Raw genomic sequence first — 21,095 nt, forward strand, 5'->3', positions numbered from 1 at the left:
CGTGGAGAACCTGATTGCGCTGCTCGTCGCGGCGCCTCTGCTCGGAGCGGCGGTCCTTTTGTGCGGCGGGCGCCGCCTCGACCGGACCGGTCACTGGCTGGGCACCCTGCTCGCCGCCGCGTCCTTCGTCGTCGGCGCGGTGCTGTTCGTCGACATGCTCGGCAAGGGTGCCGAGGAACGGGCCCTGCACCAGAAGCTGTTCAGCTGGATCCCCGTCGAGGGCTTCCAGGCGGACATCGCCTTCCAGCTCGACCAGCTGTCGATGACGTTCGTCCTGCTGATCACCGGTGTGGGCACCCTGATCCACATCTACTCGATCGGTTACATGGAGCACGACGAGCGGCGCCGCCGCTTCTTCGGCTACCTCAACCTCTTCCTCGCGGCGATGCTCCTGCTGGTCATCGCCGACAACTACCTCCTGCTGTACGTCGGCTGGGAGGGCGTCGGTCTCGCGTCCTACCTGCTCATCGGCTTCTGGCAGCACAAGCCCAGCGCGGCGACGGCGGCGAAGAAGGCGTTCCTCGTCAACCGCGTCGGCGACATGGGCCTGTCGATCGCGATCATGCTGATGTTCACCACCTTCGGCACCTTCGCGTTCGGCCCGGTGCTGGGGGCGACCGGGGAGACGAGCGAGGGCATGCTGACGGCCATCGGCCTGATGCTGCTGCTCGCCGCGTGCGGCAAGTCGGCCCAGGTGCCGCTCCAGTCCTGGCTCGGGGACGCGATGGAGGGCCCGACCCCCGTCTCCGCCCTGATCCACGCGGCCACCATGGTCACCGCCGGTGTCTACCTCATCGTCCGCTCCGGCGCGATCTTCAACGCCGCCCCGGACGCGCAGCTCGCCGTCGTCATCGTGGGCGCGGTCACGCTGCTCTTCGGTGCGATCGTCGGTTGCGCGAAGGACGACATCAAGAAGGCACTGGCCGGTTCGACGATGTCGCAGATCGGCTACATGGTCCTCGCGGCCGGTCTCGGCCCGATCGGCTACGCCTTCGCGATCATGCACCTGGTGACGCACGGCTTCTTCAAGGCCGGGCTCTTCCTCGGCGCCGGTTCGGTCATGCACGGCATGAACGACGAGGTGGACATGAGGAAGTACGGCGGTCTGCGCACGTACATGCCGATCACCTTCGTCACCTTCGGTCTCGGCTATCTGGCCATCATCGGCTTCCCCGGCCTGTCCGGCTTCTGGTCCAAGGACAAGATCATCGAGGCGGCGTTCGCCTACGACGACGGGATCCGCGGCTGGATCTTCGGCGGTGTGGCGCTGCTGGGCGCGGGCATCACCGCGTTCTACATGACCCGCGTGATGATCATGACCTTCTTCGGTGAGAAGCGCTGGCAGCCTGCGCCCGACCCGGACAAGAACGCCAGTGTCGAGCCCGGCATCGAAGTGACCCCCGGCGAGATGCCGCACCCGCACGAGTCGCCCAGGTCGATGACGATCCCGATGATCGTGCTCGCCTTCGGATCGGTCTTCGCGGGAGCGTTCTTCTCCATCGGTGACCGGTTCGCCAACTGGCTCGCTCCGGTGACCCAGTTCGAGCACCCGCACCCGGTGATCAGCGTCCCGGCCATCACGACCGCGACCATGGTCGTCCTGCTGGCCGGCGCGCTCATCGCCTACCTGATGTACGGGCGCCGGCCGGTGCCGGTCACCGCGCCGCGCGGCTCGCTGCTCACCCGGGCCGCCCGCCGCGACCTGCTCCAGGACGACTTCAACCACGTGGTCCTGGTCCGCGGCGGCGAGCACCTCACCCGGTCCCTGGTCTACGTCGACCACAGCCTGGTCGACGGAGTGGTGAACGGCACGGCCGCCTCGTTCGGCGGGCTCTCCGGCCGGCTGCGCAAGCTGCAGAACGGCTACGCCCGCAGCTACGCGGTCTCGATGTTCGGCGGTACGGCGATCCTGATCGCCGCGACCCTGCTGATGAGGGCGGTCTGACATGTCCTTCCCGATCCTGACGGCCACGGCGCTGCTCCCGGCGGTGGGCGCCATCGTCACCGCCGCCGTGCCCGCCGCGCGCAGGACCGCCGCCAAATGGGTGGCCCTGCTCTTCTCGCTCGCCACGCTGGTCATGGCCGCGATCGTGCTCGTACGGTTCGAGCCCGGCGGCGACCGGTACCAGCTCACCGAATCGCACGCCTGGATCGCCGACTTCGGCGTCCGCTACGAGCTCGGCGTGGACGGCATCGGCGTCGTGATGGTGGCGCTCACCGCGCTGCTGATCCCGTTCGTCATCCTCGCGGGCTGGCACGACGCCGACCCCGTGGAGACGAAGTCGTCCCGCTGGCGGCCGACCCAGGGCTTCTTCGCCCTGATCCTCATGGTCGAGGCGATGGTGGTCCTGTCCTTCGAGGCCACCGACGTCTTCCTCTTCTACATCCTGTTCGAAGCCATGCTCATCCCGATGTACTTCCTCATCGGCGGCTTCGGCGACCGCGCCCACTCCGGCACCGACGAGAACGCCGCCGCGCAGCGGTCGTACGCGGCGGTCAAGTTCCTGCTGTACAACCTGGCCGGCGGCCTGATCATGCTCGCCGCCGTCATCGGGCTGTACGTGGTCGCGGGCAGCTTCTCGCTCTCCGAGATCGCGGAGGCCAGGGCGAGCGGCTCGCTGGACATGGCGACCACCACCGAACGGCTGCTGTTCCTCGGCTTCTTCTTCGCCTTCGCGATCAAGGCGCCGCTGTGGCCGCTGCACACCTGGCTGCCCAACGCCATGGGCGAGGCGACGGCCCCCGTCGCCGTGCTGATCACGGCGGTCGTCGACAAGGTCGGCACCTTCGCGATGCTGCGCTTCTGCCTCCAGCTCTTCCCGGAGGCGTCGAAGTGGGCCACTCCGGTGATCATCGTGCTGGCGCTGGTCAGCATCGTCTACGGCGCGCTGCTGGCGGTCGGCCAGCGCGACATCAAGCGCCTGATCGCCTACGCGTCGGTGTCGCACTTCGGCTTCATCGTCCTCGGCATCTTCGCCATGACCAGCCAGGGGCAGTCCGGCGCGACGCTCTACATGGTCAACCACGGCCTGTCCACGGCGGCGCTGATGCTGGTGGCGGGCTTCCTGATCTCGCGGCGCGGCTCGCGGCTCATCGCCGACTACGGCGGTGTGCAGAAGGTCGCCCCGGTGCTCGCCGGCACCTTCCTGATCGGCGGCCTGGCCACCCTCTCGCTTCCGGGGCTCGCGCCGTTCGTCAGTGAATTCCTGGTCCTGGTCGGCACGTTCGCCGCCTATCCGGTGGCCGGGATCATCGCGACCTTCGGCATCGTGCTCGCCGCGCTCTACACCCTCGTCCTCTACCAGCGGACGATGACCGGCCCGGTGAAGACCGAGGTGCGCACGATGCCGGACCTCAAGGTGCGGGAACTGGCGGTGGTCGCCCCGCTGATCGCCCTGCTGCTCTTCCTCGGCGTCTTCCCGAAGCCGCTGACGGAGATCATCAACCCGGCCGTGGAGCACACGATGTCCGACGTACAGAAGCAGGACCCCCGGCCCGATGTGGAGGCGGCCAAGTGAGCGCTACAGCTGTCCACAGCCTGTGGACAACGGCGGCGGAGGTCGAGCCCCTCGGCAAGATCCCCACGCCCCACATCGAGTACGCACAACTGGCGCCCGTGCTGATCGTCGTCGGCGCGGCCGTCCTGGGCATCCTGGTGGAGGCGTTCGTCCCGCGCAGGGCCCGCTACTACACACAGCTGTTCCTCACCACCGTCGCGCTCGCGGCCGCCTTCGCGGCGGTCGTCGGGCTCGCCGCCGGCGGATACGGCACCACCGAGAAGCAGATCGCGGCGATGGGCGCCATCGCCGTCGACGGCCCGGCGCTGTTCCTGCAGGGCACCATCCTGCTGGCCTCGCTGGTGTCGGTGTTCACCTTCGCCGAACGCCGGCTCGACCCGGCGGCGCACGGCAACCGCATCGACTCGTTCGCCGCGGAGGCCGCCGCCGTACCGGGCAGCGAGCACGAGAAGGCCGCGGTCAAGGCGGGGTTCACCACCACAGAGGTGTTCCCGCTCGTGCTGTTCGCGATCACCGGCATGCTGGTCTTCCCGGCCGCCAACGATCTGCTGACGCTGTTCATCGCCCTCGAGGTGTTCTCCCTCCCGCTGTACCTCCTGTGCGCCGTGGCCCGCCGCAAGCGGCTCATGTCGCAGGAGGCCGCGGTGAAGTACTTCCTGCTGGGCGCGTTCTCCTCCGCGTTCCTCCTCTTCGGCATCGCCCTGGTCTACGGCTACGCGGGTTCCGTCTCGTACGCCCGGATCGCGGACGTCGTCGAGGGCAGCGTGCGCACCATCGACCCGGCGCTCGCCGACACCATGGGCAACGACGCGCTGCTGCTGATCGGCGGCGCGCTGATCCTGATGGGCCTGCTGTTCAAGGTCGGCGCGGTGCCGTTCCACATGTGGACGCCGGACGTCTACCAGGGCGCGCCGACCCCGGTCACCGGCTTCATGGCCGCGGCCACCAAGGTCGCCGCCTTCGGCGCGCTGCTGCGGCTGCTGTACGTGGCGCTGCCGGGTCTCGCCTGGGACTGGCAGCCGGTCATGTGGGCGATCGCCATCGTCACCATGCTCGGCGGTGCGATCGTCGCGATCACACAGACCGACATCAAGCGGCTGCTGGCGTACTCGTCGATCGCCCACGCCGGTTTCATCCTCGCCGGTGTCATCGCCACGACCCCCGAGGGCATCTCGTCCGTCCTCTTCTACCTGCTGGCCTACTCCTTCGTGACGATCGGCGCGTTCGCGGTCGTCACCCTGGTCCGCGACGCGGGCGGCGAGGCCACGCACCTGTCCAAGTGGGCGGGGCTCGGGCGGCGTTCACCGCTGGTGGCCGCCGTCTTCGCGGTGTTCCTGCTGGCCTTCGCGGGCATCCCGCTGACCTCCGGTTTCGCGGGCAAGTTCGCGGTCTTCAAGGCGGCGGCCGAAGGCGGCGCCGGGGCGCTGGTCGTGGTCGGCGTGATCTCGTCGGCGATCGCCGCGTTCTTCTACATCCGGGTCATCGTGCTGATGTTCTTCAGCGAGCCGAAGCCGGAGGGCCCGACGGTCGCGGTGCCGTCGCCGCTGACGATGACGACGATCGGGGTCGGCGTGGCGGTCACGCTGGTGCTCGGTCTCGCCCCGCAGTACTTCCTGGATCTGGCGAGCCAGGCAGGCGTGTTCGTCCGCTGACGGGCGGCACAGCGAGAAGGTCCGGCGTCTCCTCGGGGGAGAGGCCGGACCTTCGGCGTGTCCTACTGCTCGCGGGGCCGCCGGCGCTTGGTGGTGATCGCCGTCAGATCGAGATCGACGGCGAACGGGACATCGACCTTCATCCGGCCCCGGAAGATCCCCGTGCTGGTGTACTGGCCGGTGTTCGGCTCCAGCTCGAACACGTAGACGACGGCGCGGCCGTTGTCGTTCTCCACGCGCCAGTACACCGGGATGCCGGCCCGCGCGTACTTCAGCGGCTTGGTCTCCCGGTCCCGGGACATCGACTCGGTGGAAACGACCTCGATCGCGAGCCGCACGGTCTCGGCGGGGAAGCGGGTCTGCTCCGGGTCCTGGATCACATGCTCGGGCACGACGATCACATCGGGCTCCGGCCGGTTCTGCCGGTCGATGTCGATGGTGAACTCACGGACGACCTCGAAGTCCTCCGGTGCCAGCGACTGCAGCTGCCACTCGAAGAAGCTCACCGCTCGCGAGTGGAAAAGGGTCTGCGGACCCACGAAGACGAGGCTCCCGTCGATCAGCTCCGTGTGCGGAGGCAGGTTCGGAAGCTTGTCCAGGTCGTCGGCGGTCCAGCCGCCCACGGGCGGGACCGGCCACTCGGCCCTTCTCGCCGTCGGTTCCACGCTCATCAGTGCTCCCATGGGACGGAGTCTCGCGGGCCTGTCCAGCGTATCGGGCGGAAACGGATCAACACCCTGCGCACGTGTGAACGAGTCACCGCGATTTGACGTCCTAAGGACGGGCCGGGCGCACCACCGTCCGGCTCTGTCGCCGACCGATCACCGAGACCGCGGGGGAAGCCATGAACAGCCCGGACAGCCATCAGGGGACGAACGGCCCAACCGAGGAGCGTGCCGGCAGCGACGGCACCTGGCCGCTCGTGCTGCTTCTGCCCGCAATGCTGTTGCTCCGGTTCCTGGGTGAACACGCCTGGGCCTACTGGACCGCGGCCGCCGTCGGCGGCCTCGGCCTGGTCGCCGCTGCCGTGGCGCTCACCGGGTGCCTCAGGGATCTCGTGCGCGGCCATCGGCGGTGGCGTGCCACCGGTGCCGGGCTGCTGCTGCTCGGCGCGTCCTTCGTCGTCGTGATCAGACTCGTCGAGGGATGACCCGGCGCGGGCCCTGTTCCGTGCGGGTACGACTCGTGCCATCGTGTCCAGCATTGGTCTGGACCTGCCATGTCCTGGTGTGAGGGAGGGGCACGATGCGCGGCACCACCGTCCTGCCGGGGACGCCCGGCCCCGAACCGCAGCCGGGCGCACTGCCCATGCACCGCCTGGAGGTGCCCCTGCCGAACGCGATGCCGTTCGCCATCGGCACCTTCGACACCATCGGCCCCATGTCCCGGGCCGCCTTCCCGCACCGGCACACCTTCTACGAGATCGTCCATGTCACCGGCGGGACCGGCGCCCATGTGGTCGACCTGTCCCGGTGGCGGCTGCGGCCGCCGCACCTGTGCGTCATCGCCCCCGGACAGGTGCACCACTGGGAGGACGCGGCGGGGCTGGAGGGATCCGTCGTGCTGTTCACCGAGGACTTCCTGCTGGACCATCCCGGCGACCGGGAGCTGCTGCGGCGGCTCGCGGAGCGCCCGTGGCGGGACCTGGACGAGCAGACCCACGCGCGGACCGCCCGGCTGATCGCCGACCTCGACGACGAATACCGCCGGGGCGCGGCGGGGTTCGCCACCGTGCTGCGGGCGCTGCTCCACATCCTCGTCGTCCGCACGGCACGCCTGCCGGAGCCCGCTCCGCCCCCGCCGCTCACCCGCCCCGGCGCGGTGGCGCAGGAGTTCCTGCGGCTCGTCGCGCGCAACGAGCCCGCCTTGTGGTCGGCGGCCGCCTGCGCGGACCGGATCGGCGTCAGCGGCGGATACCTCGCCGAGGCGGTCAAGGCGGCGACCGGCAGGACTCCCGGCAGGCTGATCCGCGAGGCCCGCACCCACGAGGCCAAGAGGCTGCTGGCCAGGACGGACCTCACGGTGCGGCAGGTGGCGGACCGGGCCGGCTTCAGCGACCCCGCGTACTTCTGCCGCTTCTTCCGGCGGGAGACCGGGGTGAGCCCCGGCGACTTCCGGCGCGGCGGCGACGTCCACGGCGATATTCACCATGACCACCGGCTCCGGTCCATCGTCCGCCCGGAGCCGTCTGCGTAGGTTCGTTGTCGACCCCCCGCCCCCCACCGAGGAGCAGGCATGGACGGCGACACCGGCACGACCGGGGAACTCCCGGAAACGACGGCCACCGGAGCGGCGACGGACCACCGCCCCAGCCGCAAGACGGTGCTGCGCGCGGCGCTCGCCGCGTCCGTGGCGGCACCCATCGCGCTCATGGGCGTGCCGGCGCTGGCGCGGACCGCCTCCGCGACAGGCGAGGCCCCCGCCCTCACCCCCGAGTGCGACGACGGCGACGACCCGACGCCACCGCAGATGGAAGGCCCCTACTTCAAGCCGAACTCGCCGCGGCGGTCCTCGCTGCTGGAGGCGGGCACCCCGGGCACGCGGCTGACCGTGACGGGCTATGTCTTCGGGCTGGCCTGTCTGCCCCTGAGCGGCGTCCTGCTCGACTTCTGGCAGGCCGACGTCAACGGCGCCTACGACAACGTGGGCTTCCGCTTCCGCGGGCACCAGTTCACCGACGCCCGGGGCGCGTTCTCGCTCACCACGATCGTGCCGGGTCTGTACCCGGGCCGCACCCGGCACCTCCACGTCAAGCTGCAGGCTCCCGGCCGCCCGGTGCTGACCACCCAGCTCTACTTCCCGAACGAGCCCCGCAACAACACCGACGCGCTGTTCGACCCGCGGCTGCTGATGACGGTGCGTGACAGCGGGGGCGCCAAGGAGGCGGCCTTCGACTTCGTGCTGAACGTGCCGCAGACCCCGGGACCGGGCCCGACCGACGGGCCGACCACACCTCCGCCCGGCGGCACATGGGCCGTGGGCACGACGTACGCGCCGGGCGCCCGCGTGACCTATGGAGGTGTCACCTATGCGTGCCTCCAGGGGCATCAGGCCCAGCCCGGCTGGGAGCCACCGTCGGTCCCGGCGCTCTGGCGGGCCGAGTGACCACGGCGGGGCGCGGCTGAGGGGACCGCGCGAAGGCCCGGCACCCCTGAGCCGGGGGGCCGGGCCTTCATCCTGATCGGGAGGGACGTCAGGGAGCGGGGACGATGCGCCCCGTGACCTCGCCGAGCCCGACCCGTACACCGTCCGGGCCCGGGGCCCAGGCCGTGAGCGTGACCACGTCGCCGTCCTCGAGGAACGTCCGCTTGCCTTCGGGCAGTTCGAGGGCGTCGCGGCCGTTCCAGGTGAGCTCGAGGAGCGAACCGCGCTGGTTCACCTCGGGGCCGCTGACGGTGCCGGAGCCGTAGAGGTCGCCCGTGCGCAGAGAGGCGCCGTTGACCGTCATATGGGCCAGTTGCTGGGCGGCCGTCCAGTACATGGTGCCGAACGGCGGCTCCGCGACGACCTGGCCGTTGATCGCCACCGAGATCCGCACGTCGAATCCGCCCGGCTCCTCCTCCGCCGAGTCGTCGAGGTAGGGCAGCAGCTCGACGTCACGCGCGGGCGGGGCGGTCCTTGCCGCGTCCAGTGCCTCCAGCGGGGTCACCCAGGCGGCGACGGACGTGGCGAAGGACTTGCCGAGGAACGGGCCGAGCGGCACGTACTCCCAGGCCTGGATGTCGCGCGCCGACCAGTCGTTGAGCAGGAAGAGGCCGAAGACGTGGTCGCGGAAGTCCGCGAGGGCCACCGGCTTCCCCTGCTCCGAGGGCGTACCGACGAGGAAGCCGACCTCCGCCTCGATGTCGAGTTTCACGGAGGGTCCGAAGACGGGCGCGGGGTCGGCGGGCGCCTTGCGCTGCCCCGAGGGGCGTACGACATCGGTGCCGGAGACGACGACCGTGCCGGACCTGCCGTGGTAACCGATCGGGAGGTGCTTCCAGTTGGGCGTCAGCGGCTCGCCGTCGGGGCGGAAGATCCGGCCCACGTTGGTGGCGTGGTGCTCGCTCGCGTAGAAGTCGACGTAGTCCGCCACCTCGTACGGGAGGTGCATCGTCACGGCGTCCAGCGGATGCAGCAGCGGCTCTATGTCGGGCCGGTGCGCCGGCACCGTGACCCAGGCGGTGACGGCCCTGCGCACGTCGCGCCACGTCGTACGCCCGGCCGCCAGCAGCGGGTCGAGGCTCGGCCGGGCCAGCAGCCCGGCGTAGGGGGAGCCGAGCGCGTGCGCGGCGGCGCCGACGTCGAGCACATGATTCCCGATCCGGACGCCGAGCCGCCTGCGGTCGGGTTCGCCGGCCGTGGTGAAGACGCCGTACGGAAGGTTGTGCGGGCCGAAGGGATCGCCCTCGGCGAGATCGAGCGGGCTCTGCTCGGGCATCGGTGCTTGCCTCGCTTTCCACGGATGTGGGTGACACGTTACGTGGCCGCACCACGGTCATGGCACCGTGCCGGGCGGCCGGTTCAGCCCGCCGGCCCGGGAGACGCGCTTCTCCCAGGTGCGGTGGAAGACGATCTCGTCGCCGTGCCTGCACACCAGCTCGTCGGAGGTGACGAAGCCGGCCGCCTCGCAGCTGATCCCCGAGCGCGTCTCCACGCGAACGTCCCAGGCCGCCTCCGGGCGGTGCAGCCGGATCGTCCACTCGGCGCGGGCCCGGGCGGAGAGCGGGTCGCCGTCCTCGATCGTGTACGTCTCGTGGCACTCCTCCGTGTACTCCAGGCCGTCCGGGTGGACATGGGTGCCGCCACGGTGGGGTGTCGCCGCGAGGGTCCAGCGGCCGGCCGGCACATCGCGGGTGAGCAGCAGCCGCGGCGGCTGCTCGTCGAGCGTCTGCGGGACGACGACCGGGGGCGCCGCGGAGTGCTCCGGCTCCGCGAAGCGGACGCGTTCCTCCCGCTCCTGCCTCACTGGCCCTTGCCGGACCGGCAGGTCGAGCCGGGAACCCGCCGGGTCGAGGGTGAAGCCCCCGGAGGCCGGGTGCGGCCAGATCCACGGCCAGTACACGGAGGAGACGGCGAGCCGGATGCGGTGCCCCGGCTCGAACACGTGGCAGGCCGCCGCCGGCTCGAACGTCACGTCCTCCGCCGTGCCGGCCGGCCAGGGCACCGCACGCTCCGGGCCGCGGCGGGCGGCGAGGTTCAGCGCACCGCGGGTGACGAGCGTGGAGAGGCCGTCGGGGGCGACATCGCAGATCCGCACCACGACCGTCCCGCCGGAGGCGGCGGGACGCAGCCGCAGGGTCACCCGGGGACGGCCGAGAACGGTGAGGGGGTCCTCGCCGACGGGGAACTCGAAGCACACCGACCGCGCGTCCTCCTCCCGCTGGTCCGGCGGCAGATCGCCGTCGTGGCCGACCGGCAGGAAGCGGCCCGCGTCCGTCCCGGTGCGGAGCGGCGAGTCGACGACGACAGGGCCGCCGCCCAGCGCGTACGGGACGACGGTGACCTGCGGCGGCGGCCACGCGTCCGTCCCGGTCCAGTGGCCCCGAGAAGGGTCGGCCGTCCCGAGCCTGCACCGCAGCAGCGGCTCCGACAGCACGCCCGTGTCCTTGTCCTTGAGCCAGTGGTCCCACCACCGGAGCGTCTCCTGGAGAAAGCCGATCGCCGGGCCCCTCTCACCCGGATGCTCCTGCCCGCGTTCCTGATCGGGGTTCCGGTCCGGGTACTGGTGCGGCCACGGCCCGATCAGTCCGCGCACCCGGTCCGCGGGGAGCTTCCCGACCAGCCGGAGCACCGTGTCCCGGTACGGCGTGTGCAGTCCGCTCACGGCCAGCACGGCGGCCCGCACCGCCGCGGTGTCGTCGCCGACGCCGGCGCTCCGCCAGAACTCGTCGCGCAGCGGGTGGGCCAGCCAGGTGTGGGCCGCGGGGGTGAGGGCCTCCAGCCGCGCGAGCCACATCGCGAGCCATCCGTCGCCCGTGTGGAGCGGGTCGGGCGGCCGGGCCGCGAGCGCCAGCCGGCCCGCGGCCGTCGAGTGCGGCCCCTGCGCCGCGACGGCGCCGCCGGTGTAGGGGCCGTCGTTGTCGTACGGGTCGTCGCTCGCGTCCACGACCACCACCGCCCGCAGCGGTTCCGGCGCGAGTGCCGCGATGCGCAGCGCGCTCCGGCCGCCCGTGCCGATCCCGAACATGCCGACCCGGCCGCTGCACCACGGCTGCCGGGACAGCCACTCGATCACCGCGACGCCGTCGGCGAGCTCGACCGCGTCGTACTCTCCGCCGGGGACGCCGCCGCTGTTCCCGTGGCCGCGTACGTCGACCCGCACGGAGGCGTAGCCGTGGCCCGCGTACCAGGGGTGGCGTTCACCGTCGCGGACCGCCGTCGCGTCGGTGAGCCGGTGCGGCGCGTACTCGAGCAGTGCGGGCACGGGCTCGTCGGTGACCGGCCGCCACACCCGCGCGTACAGATCGACGGGTCCGCCGGCGTCGGGGGAGTCCCCGGGGATCCCCGGCGGTCCGGGCAGCGTGATGCGGAGATCCGTGTGGACCGTTTCGTACGGGAAGTCGGTACGGATACGCATGGCGGGACCTCGGCGGCGCGTGAGGGGCGGTGGTCCGACGGTAACGATCAAATGGCGCATTTCCTACCATTGAGGCTGATCACGAACATACCGGGGGCGGCGGGAAGGCGCTCATGGTGATCGAAAGGCGACCGGATACGCTGACTTGAGTGAATCCAGCGACACATCGACAATCCGTGTGATCGTCATCAGACAGGAGATCTCCTCGTGACCGTCGTCGAGCCGTTCGGGCTGAGCGTGCGGGACCAGGCTCTTGAGGCCGATGTCCGGACCGGGTTGTCGGCCGTCGAGGCGGGCCTGCTCGACGCCACCAAGAGCGAGGTCCCGTTCATCACGGAGGCCGCCCAGCACCTGGTGCGGGCCGGCGGCAAGCGGTTCCGGCCGCTGCTGGTGATGCTGGCGGCCCAGTTCGGCGACCCGTACGCGCCGGGGATCGTGCCCTCCGCCGTGGTCGTCGAGCTCACCCATCTCGCGACGCTCTACCACGACGACGTCATGGACGAGGCGGACGTACGGCGCGGCGTGGACAGCGCGAACACCCGCTGGGGCAACTCCGTGGCCGTCCTGACCGGCGACTTCCTCTTCGCCCGCGCCTCCCACATCCTGGCCGACCTCGGCCCCGAGGCCGTACGCATCCAGGCGGAGGCGTTCGAGCGGCTGGTGACGGGGCAGATCCTGGAGACCGCGGGGCCCCGCGACGGCCGTGACCCGGTGGACCACTACCTCGACGTGATGGCGGGCAAGACGGGCTCCCTCGTCGCCGTCTCCGTACGCTTCGGCGCGATGATGTCCGGGGCCGAGGACCGGGTCGTCGACACCCTCACCCAGTACGGCGAGCGGCTCGGTGTCGCCTTCCAGCTCGCCGACGACGTGCTCGACATCGCCTCCGACTCCCACGAGTCCGGCAAGACCCCCGGCACCGATCTGCGCGAAGGGGTCCCCACGTTGCCGGTCCTGCGCCTGCGCGCCATGGCGGACGCCGACGGCCGGCCGGAGGACATCGAACTCGTGGCGCTCCTCGAGAGCGACCTGACCGACGACGACCGGCACGCGGAAGCGCTGCGGCGGCTGCGTGAGCACCCCGCACTCGAGCAGGCCCGCAAGGACACCGTGCGGTACGCCCAGGAGGCCCGGGCGATGCTCGCCCCGCTGCCGGACTGCTCGGCCAAGGCCGCCCTGGAAGAGCTGTGCGACGCGGTGGTCCACCGCGCCGGCTGATCCGCTCACGGCGCCGAACCCCCTACGGGACGGGTGAGTTGCCGGGGGTCCTTCTCATCCCAGAGGGGTAGAGGAAGTTGCGCCCGCGGTCTGACGCTTCCGTCCGGCCGATTTGGTCCTATGGAGAGCACCACCCCTGACCAACCACGGAGGTAGGGCACACCATGGCACCGAACGACAGCACACGGACCACCGAAGAGGCCCAGGACCTCGCGGCGGGGCGTCGCAAGACGGCCCGCTACCTCGTCCCGGTCGCGGTGGCCGGTGTGGCGGCCGCGACCATCGGGCTCGTCCCGGCGCTCGCTGCCTCCGGTGACCCCGATCTGCCGAAGATCAGCGCGCAGGAACTCATCGAGAAGATGGCCGCGTCGGAGACCCAGCAGCTCTCCGGCACCGTCAAGATCAACACCGACCTCGGGCTGCCGTCCTTCGGCGGTCTCGCCGGTTCGCTCACCGGCGGAGCCGGTGAGGGCGAGGGTTCCTCCGCGGCTCCCGACGCCAAGCTGACCGAGCTCGCCACGGGCACCCACACCCTGCGGATCGCGGCCGACGGCCCCGACCGGCAGAAGGTCTCCATACTGGAGGACTCCTCCGAGTACAGCCTCATCCACAACGGCGACGACGTCTGGGGCTACGACAGCGCCTCGAACGAGGTCTACCACGCCGAGGGCGACGGACAGCGCGAGGGCAAGGACGGCAAGGACCGCCGCACGCCGGACGACCTGCCCACCACCCCCAAGGACCTCGCCGACGAGGTGCTGAAGGCCGCGGACGAGACCACGTCCGTCACCGTCGACGGCACGTCCCAGGTCGCCGGCCGCGACGCGTACAAGCTGGTCGTCAAGCCCAAGCAGGAGGGCTCCACGGTCGGCTCGATCACCATCGCGGTGGACGCGAAGAACGGCGTCCCGCTGAAGTTCACCCTCAACCCGAGCAGCGGCGGCAAGGCCGTGGTCGACGTGGGCTTCACCAAGGTCGACTTCTCCCGGCCGGCCGCCTCCACGTTCGACTTCACCCCGCCGAAGGGCGCCAAGGTGACCGAGGCGGATGAACTCGAGGACGGCAAGGGAACCCGGGCGCCCAAGGGCCACGAGGAGTTCGAGGGCCTCGGGGACATGGGCGGCGGTCTCGACGTGATCGGCGAGGGCTGGACGTCCATCGCCAAGATCGAAGGACCCGGCGCCGGCAAGGGCGCCGACGCGAAGAAGAACGAGAAGGGCGACGTCCCGCCGGAGGCGCAGCAGTTCCTCGACGCCCTCGGCGACAAGGTCGAAGGCAAGTTCGGCTCCGGCACGGTCTTCAAGACCCGCCTGGTCAACGCCCTGATGACCGACGACGGCACGGTGTACGTCGGCGCCGTGACCAAGGACGCCCTGGTGAAGGCCGCGAACGAGGGCAAGTAGCAGGCGGCACCGGCCGGGCGGCGCACCGCCGGCGGCACGGACCACCAGCAGGTACCACCCCGGCCGTCCGCCCCGTCGTACGCTCCGTACGGCGGGGCGGAGGTCCGACCGGGCGGACACGGACGAACGGGAGAGTCGATGACCGCCGTCATCGAGACACGCGGGCTCACCAAGCGCTACCGGGGCGGCCGGCCGGCCGTCGACCGGCTCGACCTCAGCGTGCCGGCCGGCAGTGTCTTCGGCTTCCTCGGGCCCAACGGCTCGGGGAAGACCACCACCATCCGCATGCTCATGGGCCTCGTCGGGCCCACCGCCGGCACGGCCACGGTCCTCGGCCGGCCCATGCCCCGCTCCGCGAGCTCGGTGCTTCCGCACGTCGGCGCACTGATCGAGGGCCCGGCGCTGTACGGGTTCCTCAGCGGCCGGGACAACCTGCTGCGCTACGACTCCGCCGACCCGGCCGCCGATCCCCGTACCCGCGAAGCGCGGGTCGCGTCCGCGCTGGACCGGGTCGGCCTGAGCCAGGCGGCCGGAAAGAAGGCCAAGGCCTACTCCCTCGGCATGAAACAGCGCCTGGGTCTGGCCGCGGCGCTGCTCCGGCCGAGGAAGCTGCTGGTGCTGGACGAGCCGACGAACGGCCTGGACCCGCAGGGCATGCGGGAGATCCGCATCCTGGTGAGGGAGCTGGCCGCGGACGGCACCACCGTCTTCCTCTCCTCGCACCTGCTGGACGAGATCGAGCAGGTCTGCACCCACGCGGCGGTGATGGCCCAGGGACGGCTGGTCACCCAGGGCCCGGTGGCGGAGCTCGCGGCCGGCGCCAGGGGGCGGCTCGCCGTCCTCACACCGGATCCGGCGCAGGCGGTGCGGATCCTCACGGAACACGGCCTCACCGGTGTGGACCGGGAGGGGGAGCGGGTGACGGCGGAACCGCCGGCGGACGAGGCGGAACTCGCCGGGCTCAACGCCGCGTTGGTCCACGGCGGCGTGCGGGTACGGGGTTTCGGGGTGGAGCGCGCCTCGCTGGAGGACGCGTTCGTGGCACTGACCGGGGAGGGCTTCGATGTCGCGGGCTGAGACCGCCGGGCCGGGGGAGAAGGCCGGGACGGCGGAGAGCTCGGCGGCCGCCGCGCCGCCGCCGACGCCCCGCCCGTTCGGCTCACCCGGCCTGTTCCGCCTGCCGGGCCTGTTCCGTCTGCCGGGCCTGTTCCGCTCCGAGTTGACGCTCACCTTCCGCCGCTGGCGCAGCCTCGCCCTGCTGGGGGTGCTGGCCGCCGTGCCGGTGCTCATCGGCGTCGCCGTGAAGATCGAGACGAGCGACGGCGGCGGAGTGGGTGGCGGTGGTGCCCCCGACGGCGGTGCCGGGGTCGCCTTCGTCTCCCAGATCACCAACAACGGGCTGTTCCTGGTGTTCGCCGCCCTGGCGGCGACCCTGCCGTTCTTCCTGCCGATGGCGGTCGGGGTCGTCGCCGGAGACTCGGTCGCGGGCGAGGCGAGCGCCGGCACCCTGCGGTATCTGCTGGTGGCGCCCGCCGGACGGGCGCGGCTGCTGCTCGTCAAGTTCGCCGCCGTCATGGCCTTCTGCCTGGTGGCCACGCTGACGGTGGCCCTGTCGGCGCTCGCCGTGGGCGCGTTGCTCTTCCCGGTCGGCGACGTCACGACGATCTCGGGTGTTCCCGTCCCGTTCGTGGAGGGCCTGTGGCGGGCCGCGCTGATCGCGGCGGTCGTCGCGGGATCGCTGATGGGACTGGCCGCGATCGGCCTGTTCGTGTCGACGTTGACGAGCAGCGGCATCGCGGCGATGGCGACCACGGTGGGGCTGCTGATCACCGTGCAGATCCTTCAGTCCGTCCCGCAACTGGACGCCGTCCACCCGTACCTCTTCACCCACCACTGGATGTCCTTCGCGGACCTGATGCGCGAACCGCTCCTGTGGGACGGGGTGCTGCGGAACCTGGGCCTGCAGGCCGCGTACGCGGCGGTGTTCGGCTCGGCGGCGTGGGCACGCTTCACCACCAGGGACATCACGTCTTGAGCCTGCCGCCCCGGCCCGGGCGACGGCCGCATGCGCGTGCCCCTGGACACAGGAGGCACGCGCATGCGGCAGCCCGACGGTGACCGCTGGTTGTGCGGTCAGAAGGTCAGCTTCCAGCTGTCGATGTAACCGGTGTCGTAGCGCGCCACGTCCTGCACGCGCAGCTTCCAGTCGCCGTTGGCCGCTTCGGCGGACGCGTCCACGGTGTACGTGGTGATGACGTTGTCCGCGGAGTCGCTGCCGCTCGAGTTCTTCAGCCGGTAGGCGGAGCCGTCGGGCGCCACCAGGTCCACGACCAGGTCGCCGCGCCAGGTGTGCTTGATGTCCACGCCGACCCTGAGGGCCGTGGGCGCGTTGCCGGTGCGGCCGGTGACGGACACGGTGGAGGTGACGGCGGCGCCGGCGTCGGGGACGGCGACGTCGGTGGTGTTCTCGTACAGCTCGCCGGGCGGTTCCGTCGTTCCCGCGGACAGCGTCCACAGCGCATGGGCGATCGCGTCGCTGTTGCGGTCCAGTGCGGTGTCGTTGATGTTCGACATCGAGTCGCACGAGGAGTGGTAGCAGCGGTCGAAGGCCTGACCGGCCGTGCCGCCCCACTTCTGGGCCTGGGCGCTGGTCTTGGTGCGGCTCGCTCCGGTGAACAGCCCGCCGACCGGTATGCCCGCGTTCTTGAAGGACGCGTGGTCCGAGCGGCCGTCGCCCTCGGTCTCGATCTCGGTGGGGACACCGAGACCCGCGAAGTAGCCCTTGAAGGTCTGCTCGATCGTCGGGTCGTCGTCGTAGACGAAGTAGCCCGGGTTGGGGGAGCCGATCATGTCGAAGTTCAGATAGCCGGAGATCTTCGAACGCTCCGTCGACGGCAGGCTGTTGACGTAGTGCTTCGAGCCCACCAGGCCCAGCTCCTCCGCTCCCCACCAGCCGAAGCGCAGATGCTTCGCGGGCTGGAGCTGGGCGCGGGAGACGGCGAGAGCGGCCTCCAGCACGGCCGCGGAACCCGAGCCGTTGTCGTTGATGCCGGCGCCGGAGCTGACGGAGTCGAGGTGGGCGCCGGCCATCACCGTGCGGTTGACGTCACCGCCGGGCCAGTCGGCTATCAGGTTGTAGCCGGTGGTGCCGTTGTAGCTGAACTGCTGGACGGAGGTGGTGAATCCGGCCGCGTCCAGCTGGGCCTTCACATAGTCGACGGAGGCCTTGTAGCCGGCCCGGCCGTGGGCCCGGTTGCCGCCGTTCTCGGTGGCGATCGTCTGGAGTCGGTTCAGGTGCGCCTTGACGTTGGCGAGCGGTATGTCGGGTGCCGCGAGGGCGGACACCGGGGCCGCGGGAGCGGCGGACGCCGTGGGCGCGCCGGACGCGAGCAGCCCTGCCAGGGCGAACGCGGCGGCCACGGCGGAGCATCTGGGAACGGAGAGCTTCATGTGGGGGCTCCGGATTCCGTACGGGGACAGGACGGAACGTGCGTGACGCCCCGGGGTTGGCGGTCCCCGGGGCGCTGGAGCGTGCTGGTCGAACGCGATGCGTGTGCTTGTGCGTTGTGCGTGCTGATGTTCAGTGACGACCTGACAAGGCGTCAAGGGCGGAAATCGGTCACGGCCGTTCGCTCAACGGACATGCGCCGGCCCGCCCCCGGACGGTCCCCGGACACCTGGTGGACGGTTACTGGACGCAGAATTCGTTGCCCTCCGGGTCGCTCATCACCACCCACTGCCCGCCCTGCTCGTTCACCCGGCGCAGGACGGTCGCCCCCAGCGACTCCAGCCTGGCGGTCTCCGCCTCCATCTCCCCCGGGGCGGAGTGCAGATCGATGTGGACCCGGTTCTTCACCGTCTTCCGCTCCGGCACCCGCTGGAACAGCACACGGCGCCCGAGCCCGGCGTCGCTCAGCTTGTCGTGGTCGTCGTCCGGATGCCGGACCGCGGCCAGATCGCGCCACGCACGGCGGCCGTGCGATTCCAGGGTGGCCTCCGGCGGCGCCGCGCCTTGGGCGAGGAGCTGCTCGATGAGTGTGCTGTGGTCCTCGACCACGTAGCCGAGGGCTTCGGCCCAGAAGCCGGCCTGGGCGTGCGGATCCACGGAGTCGATCACGAGCTTCCAATGCAGCGTCATGGAAACCAGTTATAGTGGTTACATGGTGAACAGGGCAACGGACACGCCGGGCATGCTTCTGGAACCGCCGTCCGGCGGCGCGTTCCGCTTCGACCCGGGTGCGCTGTGCCTGGAACTGCTCACCACCGGCGGCCCCGGCAGCCTCGCGGGCTACGAGGTGCTGCACGACCCGGCCGCGCTGCTGCGCTGGGTGGCGGCCAGCCGGCTGCCCGGGGACCTGCGCCCGAGCGTGGACGACGCGGGGGTGGCCGCCGCCCGCACCCTGCGGAACGCCCTGTGGGGCATGGCCGCCGCGACGGCGCACGGGGACGACATGGACCCCGCCGATGTGTCCGTGGTCAACACGGCGGCCGCGGCCCCCGCCCTGGTGCCCCGTATCGGCCCGGACGGATCGAGACAGTGGTCGCCGGGCGCGACGGCCGGGCAGTTGCTCTCCACCGTGGCCCGCGACGCCGTGGACCTCTTCACCGGCCCCTACGCGCACCGGGTCCGTGAGTGCGGATCGCACGACTGCCGTCTGGTCTTCGTCGACACCTCACGGCCGGGGCGCCGCCGTTGGTGCGCGATGGAGCGTTGCGGCAACCGCAGCAAGGTGCGCGCGCACCGCGCCCGCCACTCGGAACAAGAACGGTGACCGGGGATCCGCGGCACCCGGTCCGGTGGGCGTTCTGCGACCGATGTCACGTCTTGGGCCGACCGTTCTGCGTCTAACGTGTAGGGATGGACGCTCTGCCCCACAGCGGGCCGCCCGGCTGCCCGCTGGTCGGCCTGGCTGCCACCTACATGCCCCGGCTCTCGGAGTTCTCCTTCGAACCGGGGCTTGTCGCTGCCGTCGACCAGCACGCGGCGGCGGTCCGTGATGCTCTTGTGCCGCTGGTCCCCGCCCCCCGCAGGGCGGGCCAGGGGCCCCGCGAGGAGCCGGCCGGCATGGTGCGGCGGGAGGATCTCGCGGACTACGTCCTGGGGTTCACCGACTGGCTGACGGAGATCGACTGGTCGGAACCGGTCGGCTACGACTTCGCGACCCTGCGCCTCACCGCGGTCTGCTGGCTGATCCGCGAGCACGACCTCCTGGCCGGCTGACCCCGGTCCTGACCGGTTGGTCCCGCTGGCGGCGGGCGCGGCCCGCTGGGCGAGCGAGCCTCGTGCCCGACCGGTTGGGTCGCTCCATCCGGGCGCTGATCGCGGTCCTGGCCGGCTGGTCGGTTGAGTGGCAGGCGCGACCTGCTGGGCCGCTGATTCTGGTCCTGAGCGGCTGGTCCGCCGAGTGGGGGGCACGGCCCGCTGGACCGGTGAGCCTTGTGCGCGACCGCTAGGTCGCTCACCCGCGTGCGCATCTGCTGGGTCGGCTCGGTGGCGGACGCGACCTGCTGGGTCGCTGATCGCGGTCCTGACACGCCGGCCGGTTGAGCGGCGGGCACGGCCCGCTGGGTCGCTGACCCCGGTCCTGAGTGGCGGCCTCGACCCGCTGGGCGGAAGGAGCCTTGTCCACAACCGGCTGCGTGCTGCTGATCCGGTGCGCGCCTCGCCGGGCCGTTGAACCACGAGCGCGATCCTGGGGGCGCATGCGCCCCGGGCGCTTCCTCGCGGCGGGCAGCCGTCGAGGAAGCGCCCGGGGTCGTCGTCACATGGGGTCGCGGCCGTTGCCGAGCGGGGGCTGCGGACCCGAGTCCGGGCCACGGCCCCGCTCGCCCCGCTGCTCCGGGCCGGGCTCCCGCCCGAAGTCCGGGCCCTTGCCCTGGCGGCCCATGTCCTGGCTGCCCATGCCCGGCCGTGCCGCCTGCCGCTCGCCCGCGGGCTGGCCCGCGGCGGCGTCGGCACGACCGCGCTGGTAGGCGCTGATGGTGTCCTTGGCGCGGCCCGACTCGGCCTCCGCCGTCGCGAGCCACCGCTCCCAGCGTTCCCGCATCGGACCGATGAGACCGCCGCCGACGCCGACGATCAGGATGCCCGCCATCGCGGCGAGCACGGCCCAGAGCACCGGACCGGTGACGGAGGTCGCGATCTGGGCCTGGCTGAGCGCGGCGATCGCGCCGAGTGCCACGATGAAGCCCCAGGCAACCGTCCCGAGCAGCCGGCCGTAGGAGGTCCCGGACAGGGCGCCCTGGATGATGTCGCGGACGGCACGCGCGATGGCCATGGCCACGACGACGATGACACAGGCGACGATGGCCTTCGGGATCCAGGAAACAGCCCCGTTGATCATGTTGCTGATCGGGTTCGGTCCGAAGACTCCGAAAGCCAGTTGCAGGGCGATCAGCAGAATCGCGTAGTAGAGGATCTTGCTGATGATTCCTGTGGCGTCGTAGTCCGAGTTCCTGAGGGTGTTCGAGAGGCCGCTGCGCTCCGACATCCGCTCGAAGCCGACCTTGCGCAGCAGTTTGTCGGCCACCTTGGCTATCGCCTTGGCGATGAGCCAGCCGATGACCAGGATCGCCAGAAAGGCGATGAACTTCGGGATGAACTTGGCCACGGCGGACCACGCGTCGCTGAAGCCTTGGCCGAAGTCGACCGATAGCGCGAGGGGTTGCTGCATGGCGCACTCACTCCGCTCTGTGGACTACCGCGGTCCGTCCGACCGGGGCCTGGACTTCCGGTGGTAGCACC

Annotated in this window: 18 protein-coding genes; 12 read left to right on the forward strand and 6 right to left on the reverse strand. The window is 71.3% G+C overall.

Going from position 1 to position 21,095, the window contains the following annotated elements:
- The first annotated feature begins 1 nt into the window (after position 1).
- The 3 genes from nuoL to nuoN are packed head-to-tail and all read left to right on the forward strand — an operon-like array spanning position 2 to position 5,170.
- Positions 2-1,945 (forward strand): NADH-quinone oxidoreductase subunit L, encoded by a 1,944-nt coding sequence (gene nuoL, locus AB0K36_RS00495; RefSeq protein ID WP_364586309.1) that lies wholly within the window; start codon positions 2-4, stop codon positions 1,943-1,945.
- A 1-nt stretch (position 1,946) separates the two neighbouring features.
- Positions 1,947-3,518 carry an NADH-quinone oxidoreductase subunit M gene (locus tag AB0K36_RS00500; RefSeq protein ID WP_364586312.1) on the forward strand — a complete coding sequence of 524 codons (1,572 nt, stop codon included), beginning with the start codon at positions 1,947-1,949 and terminating at the stop codon, positions 3,516-3,518.
- Positions 3,515-5,170: an NADH-quinone oxidoreductase subunit NuoN gene (gene nuoN, locus AB0K36_RS00505; protein ID WP_189467032.1), complete on the forward strand. Its 1,656-nt coding sequence runs from the start codon at positions 3,515-3,517 to the stop codon at positions 5,168-5,170. The genes AB0K36_RS00500 and nuoN overlap by 4 nt, the downstream gene beginning before the upstream one ends.
- Positions 5,171-5,232: 62 nt before the next feature.
- On the opposite strand, the gene AB0K36_RS00510 is transcribed toward nuoN, so the two are convergent.
- Complete coding sequence (locus AB0K36_RS00510; RefSeq protein WP_435877752.1) at positions 5,233-5,841, reverse strand: Uma2 family endonuclease; 609 nt, start codon at positions 5,839-5,841, stop codon at positions 5,233-5,235.
- A 173-nt stretch (positions 5,842-6,014) separates the two neighbouring features.
- Between AB0K36_RS00510 and AB0K36_RS00515 the strand changes: the two genes are divergently transcribed.
- The 3 genes from AB0K36_RS00515 to AB0K36_RS00525 all read left to right on the forward strand — a co-directional run bounded on the left by AB0K36_RS00515 (position 6,015) and on the right by AB0K36_RS00525 (position 8,275).
- Positions 6,015-6,320, forward strand: a complete 306-nt coding sequence (locus AB0K36_RS00515; protein ID WP_364586318.1) for a hypothetical protein — start codon at positions 6,015-6,017, stop codon at positions 6,318-6,320.
- A gap of 95 nt (positions 6,321-6,415) precedes the next feature.
- Positions 6,416-7,366: an AraC family transcriptional regulator gene (locus AB0K36_RS00520; RefSeq protein WP_364586321.1), complete on the forward strand. Its 951-nt coding sequence runs from the start codon at positions 6,416-6,418 to the stop codon at positions 7,364-7,366.
- 39 nt (positions 7,367-7,405) lie between these two features.
- Positions 7,406-8,275 carry a dioxygenase family protein gene (locus AB0K36_RS00525; RefSeq protein WP_364586324.1) on the forward strand — a complete coding sequence of 290 codons (870 nt, stop codon included), beginning with the start codon at positions 7,406-7,408 and terminating at the stop codon, positions 8,273-8,275.
- Between the two features lie 88 nt (positions 8,276-8,363).
- Here the strand turns inward: AB0K36_RS00525 and fahA are convergent, their stop codons facing one another.
- On the reverse strand, positions 8,364-9,590 hold the full coding sequence (fahA, locus tag AB0K36_RS00530; protein WP_364586327.1) for a fumarylacetoacetase: 1,227 nt from the start codon (positions 9,588-9,590) through the stop codon (positions 8,364-8,366).
- Between the two features lie 57 nt (positions 9,591-9,647).
- Positions 9,648-11,729: a CocE/NonD family hydrolase gene (locus tag AB0K36_RS00535; protein WP_364586330.1), complete on the reverse strand. Its 2,082-nt coding sequence runs from the start codon at positions 11,727-11,729 to the stop codon at positions 9,648-9,650.
- A gap of 207 nt (positions 11,730-11,936) precedes the next feature.
- On the opposite strand from AB0K36_RS00535, the gene AB0K36_RS00540 reads away from it, so the two are divergent.
- The 4 genes from AB0K36_RS00540 (at position 11,937) to AB0K36_RS00555 (ending at position 16,385) form a co-directional block, all read left to right on the forward strand.
- Positions 11,937-12,947, forward strand: coding sequence for a polyprenyl synthetase family protein (locus AB0K36_RS00540; protein WP_364586333.1), 1,011 nt, complete (start codon positions 11,937-11,939; stop codon positions 12,945-12,947).
- Positions 12,948-13,111: 164 nt separating this feature from the next.
- Positions 13,112-14,350, forward strand: a complete 1,239-nt coding sequence (locus tag AB0K36_RS00545) for a LolA family protein (RefSeq protein ID WP_364586336.1) — start codon at positions 13,112-13,114, stop codon at positions 14,348-14,350.
- A gap of 138 nt (positions 14,351-14,488) precedes the next feature.
- Positions 14,489-15,427, forward strand: a complete 939-nt coding sequence (locus AB0K36_RS00550) for an ABC transporter ATP-binding protein (RefSeq protein ID WP_364586338.1) — start codon at positions 14,489-14,491, stop codon at positions 15,425-15,427.
- Entirely contained in the window at positions 15,414-16,385 is a 972-nt protein-coding gene (locus AB0K36_RS00555; protein WP_364586340.1) for an ABC transporter permease, read from the forward strand. Before AB0K36_RS00550 ends, AB0K36_RS00555 begins: the two co-directional genes overlap by 14 nt.
- 98 nt (positions 16,386-16,483) lie before the next feature.
- Here the strand turns inward: AB0K36_RS00555 and AB0K36_RS00560 are convergent, their stop codons facing one another.
- Together AB0K36_RS00560 and AB0K36_RS00565 are read right to left on the reverse strand one after the other, a co-directional pair.
- Entirely contained in the window at positions 16,484-17,800 is a 1,317-nt protein-coding gene (locus AB0K36_RS00560; protein WP_364586342.1) for a M28 family metallopeptidase, read from the reverse strand.
- Positions 17,801-18,038: 238 nt separating this feature from the next.
- Entirely contained in the window at positions 18,039-18,488 is a 450-nt protein-coding gene (locus AB0K36_RS00565) for a VOC family protein (RefSeq protein WP_364586344.1), read from the reverse strand.
- 22 nt (positions 18,489-18,510) lie between these two features.
- On the opposite strand from AB0K36_RS00565, the gene AB0K36_RS00570 reads away from it, so the two are divergent.
- Positions 18,511-19,122, forward strand: coding sequence for a CGNR zinc finger domain-containing protein (locus AB0K36_RS00570; protein WP_364586346.1), 612 nt, complete (start codon positions 18,511-18,513; stop codon positions 19,120-19,122).
- An 86-nt stretch (positions 19,123-19,208) separates the two neighbouring features.
- Entirely contained in the window at positions 19,209-19,571 is a 363-nt protein-coding gene (locus tag AB0K36_RS00575; protein WP_364586348.1) for a DUF6401 family natural product biosynthesis protein, read from the forward strand.
- Between the two features lie 541 nt (positions 19,572-20,112).
- Here AB0K36_RS00575 and AB0K36_RS00580 read toward each other — a convergent pair.
- Positions 20,113-21,024 (reverse strand): mechanosensitive ion channel family protein, encoded by a 912-nt coding sequence (locus AB0K36_RS00580; RefSeq protein WP_364586351.1) that lies wholly within the window; start codon positions 21,022-21,024, stop codon positions 20,113-20,115.
- Between the last annotated feature and the right edge of the window lie 71 nt (positions 21,025-21,095).

The sequence above is a fragment of the Streptomyces kurssanovii genome, assembly GCF_040677245.1.
GTDB classification, from domain to species: Bacteria; Actinomycetota; Actinomycetes; order Streptomycetales; family Streptomycetaceae; genus Streptomyces; species Streptomyces kurssanovii.

Excerpts from the sequence above, each read along its gene's own strand:
- AB0K36_RS00535 (WP_364586330.1), bottom strand. The coding sequence starts at position 11,729 with ATGCGTATCCGTACCGACTTCCCGTACGAAACGGTCCACACGGATCTC.
- AB0K36_RS00545 (WP_364586336.1), top strand. The coding sequence starts at position 13,112 with ATGGCACCGAACGACAGCACACGGACCACCGAAGAGGCCCAGGACCTC.
- fahA (WP_364586327.1), bottom strand. The coding sequence starts at position 9,590 with ATGCCCGAGCAGAGCCCGCTCGATCTCGCCGAGGGCGATCCCTTCGGC.
- AB0K36_RS00580 (WP_364586351.1), bottom strand. The coding sequence starts at position 21,024 with ATGCAGCAACCCCTCGCGCTATCGGTCGACTTCGGCCAAGGCTTCAGC.
- AB0K36_RS00560 (WP_364586342.1), bottom strand. The coding sequence starts at position 17,800 with ATGAAGCTCTCCGTTCCCAGATGCTCCGCCGTGGCCGCCGCGTTCGCC.
- AB0K36_RS00520 (WP_364586321.1), top strand. The coding sequence starts at position 6,416 with ATGCGCGGCACCACCGTCCTGCCGGGGACGCCCGGCCCCGAACCGCAG.
- AB0K36_RS00555 (WP_364586340.1), top strand. The coding sequence starts at position 15,414 with ATGTCGCGGGCTGAGACCGCCGGGCCGGGGGAGAAGGCCGGGACGGCG.
- AB0K36_RS00515 (WP_364586318.1), top strand. The coding sequence starts at position 6,015 with ATGAACAGCCCGGACAGCCATCAGGGGACGAACGGCCCAACCGAGGAG.
- AB0K36_RS00570 (WP_364586346.1), top strand. The coding sequence starts at position 18,511 with ATGGTGAACAGGGCAACGGACACGCCGGGCATGCTTCTGGAACCGCCG.
- AB0K36_RS00575 (WP_364586348.1), top strand. The coding sequence starts at position 19,209 with ATGGACGCTCTGCCCCACAGCGGGCCGCCCGGCTGCCCGCTGGTCGGC.
- AB0K36_RS00510 (WP_435877752.1), bottom strand. The coding sequence starts at position 5,841 with ATGAGCGTGGAACCGACGGCGAGAAGGGCCGAGTGGCCGGTCCCGCCC.
- AB0K36_RS00565 (WP_364586344.1), bottom strand. The coding sequence starts at position 18,488 with ATGACGCTGCATTGGAAGCTCGTGATCGACTCCGTGGATCCGCACGCC.
- AB0K36_RS00525 (WP_364586324.1), top strand. The coding sequence starts at position 7,406 with ATGGACGGCGACACCGGCACGACCGGGGAACTCCCGGAAACGACGGCC.
- AB0K36_RS00550 (WP_364586338.1), top strand. The coding sequence starts at position 14,489 with ATGACCGCCGTCATCGAGACACGCGGGCTCACCAAGCGCTACCGGGGC.
- AB0K36_RS00500 (WP_364586312.1), top strand. The coding sequence starts at position 1,947 with ATGTCCTTCCCGATCCTGACGGCCACGGCGCTGCTCCCGGCGGTGGGC.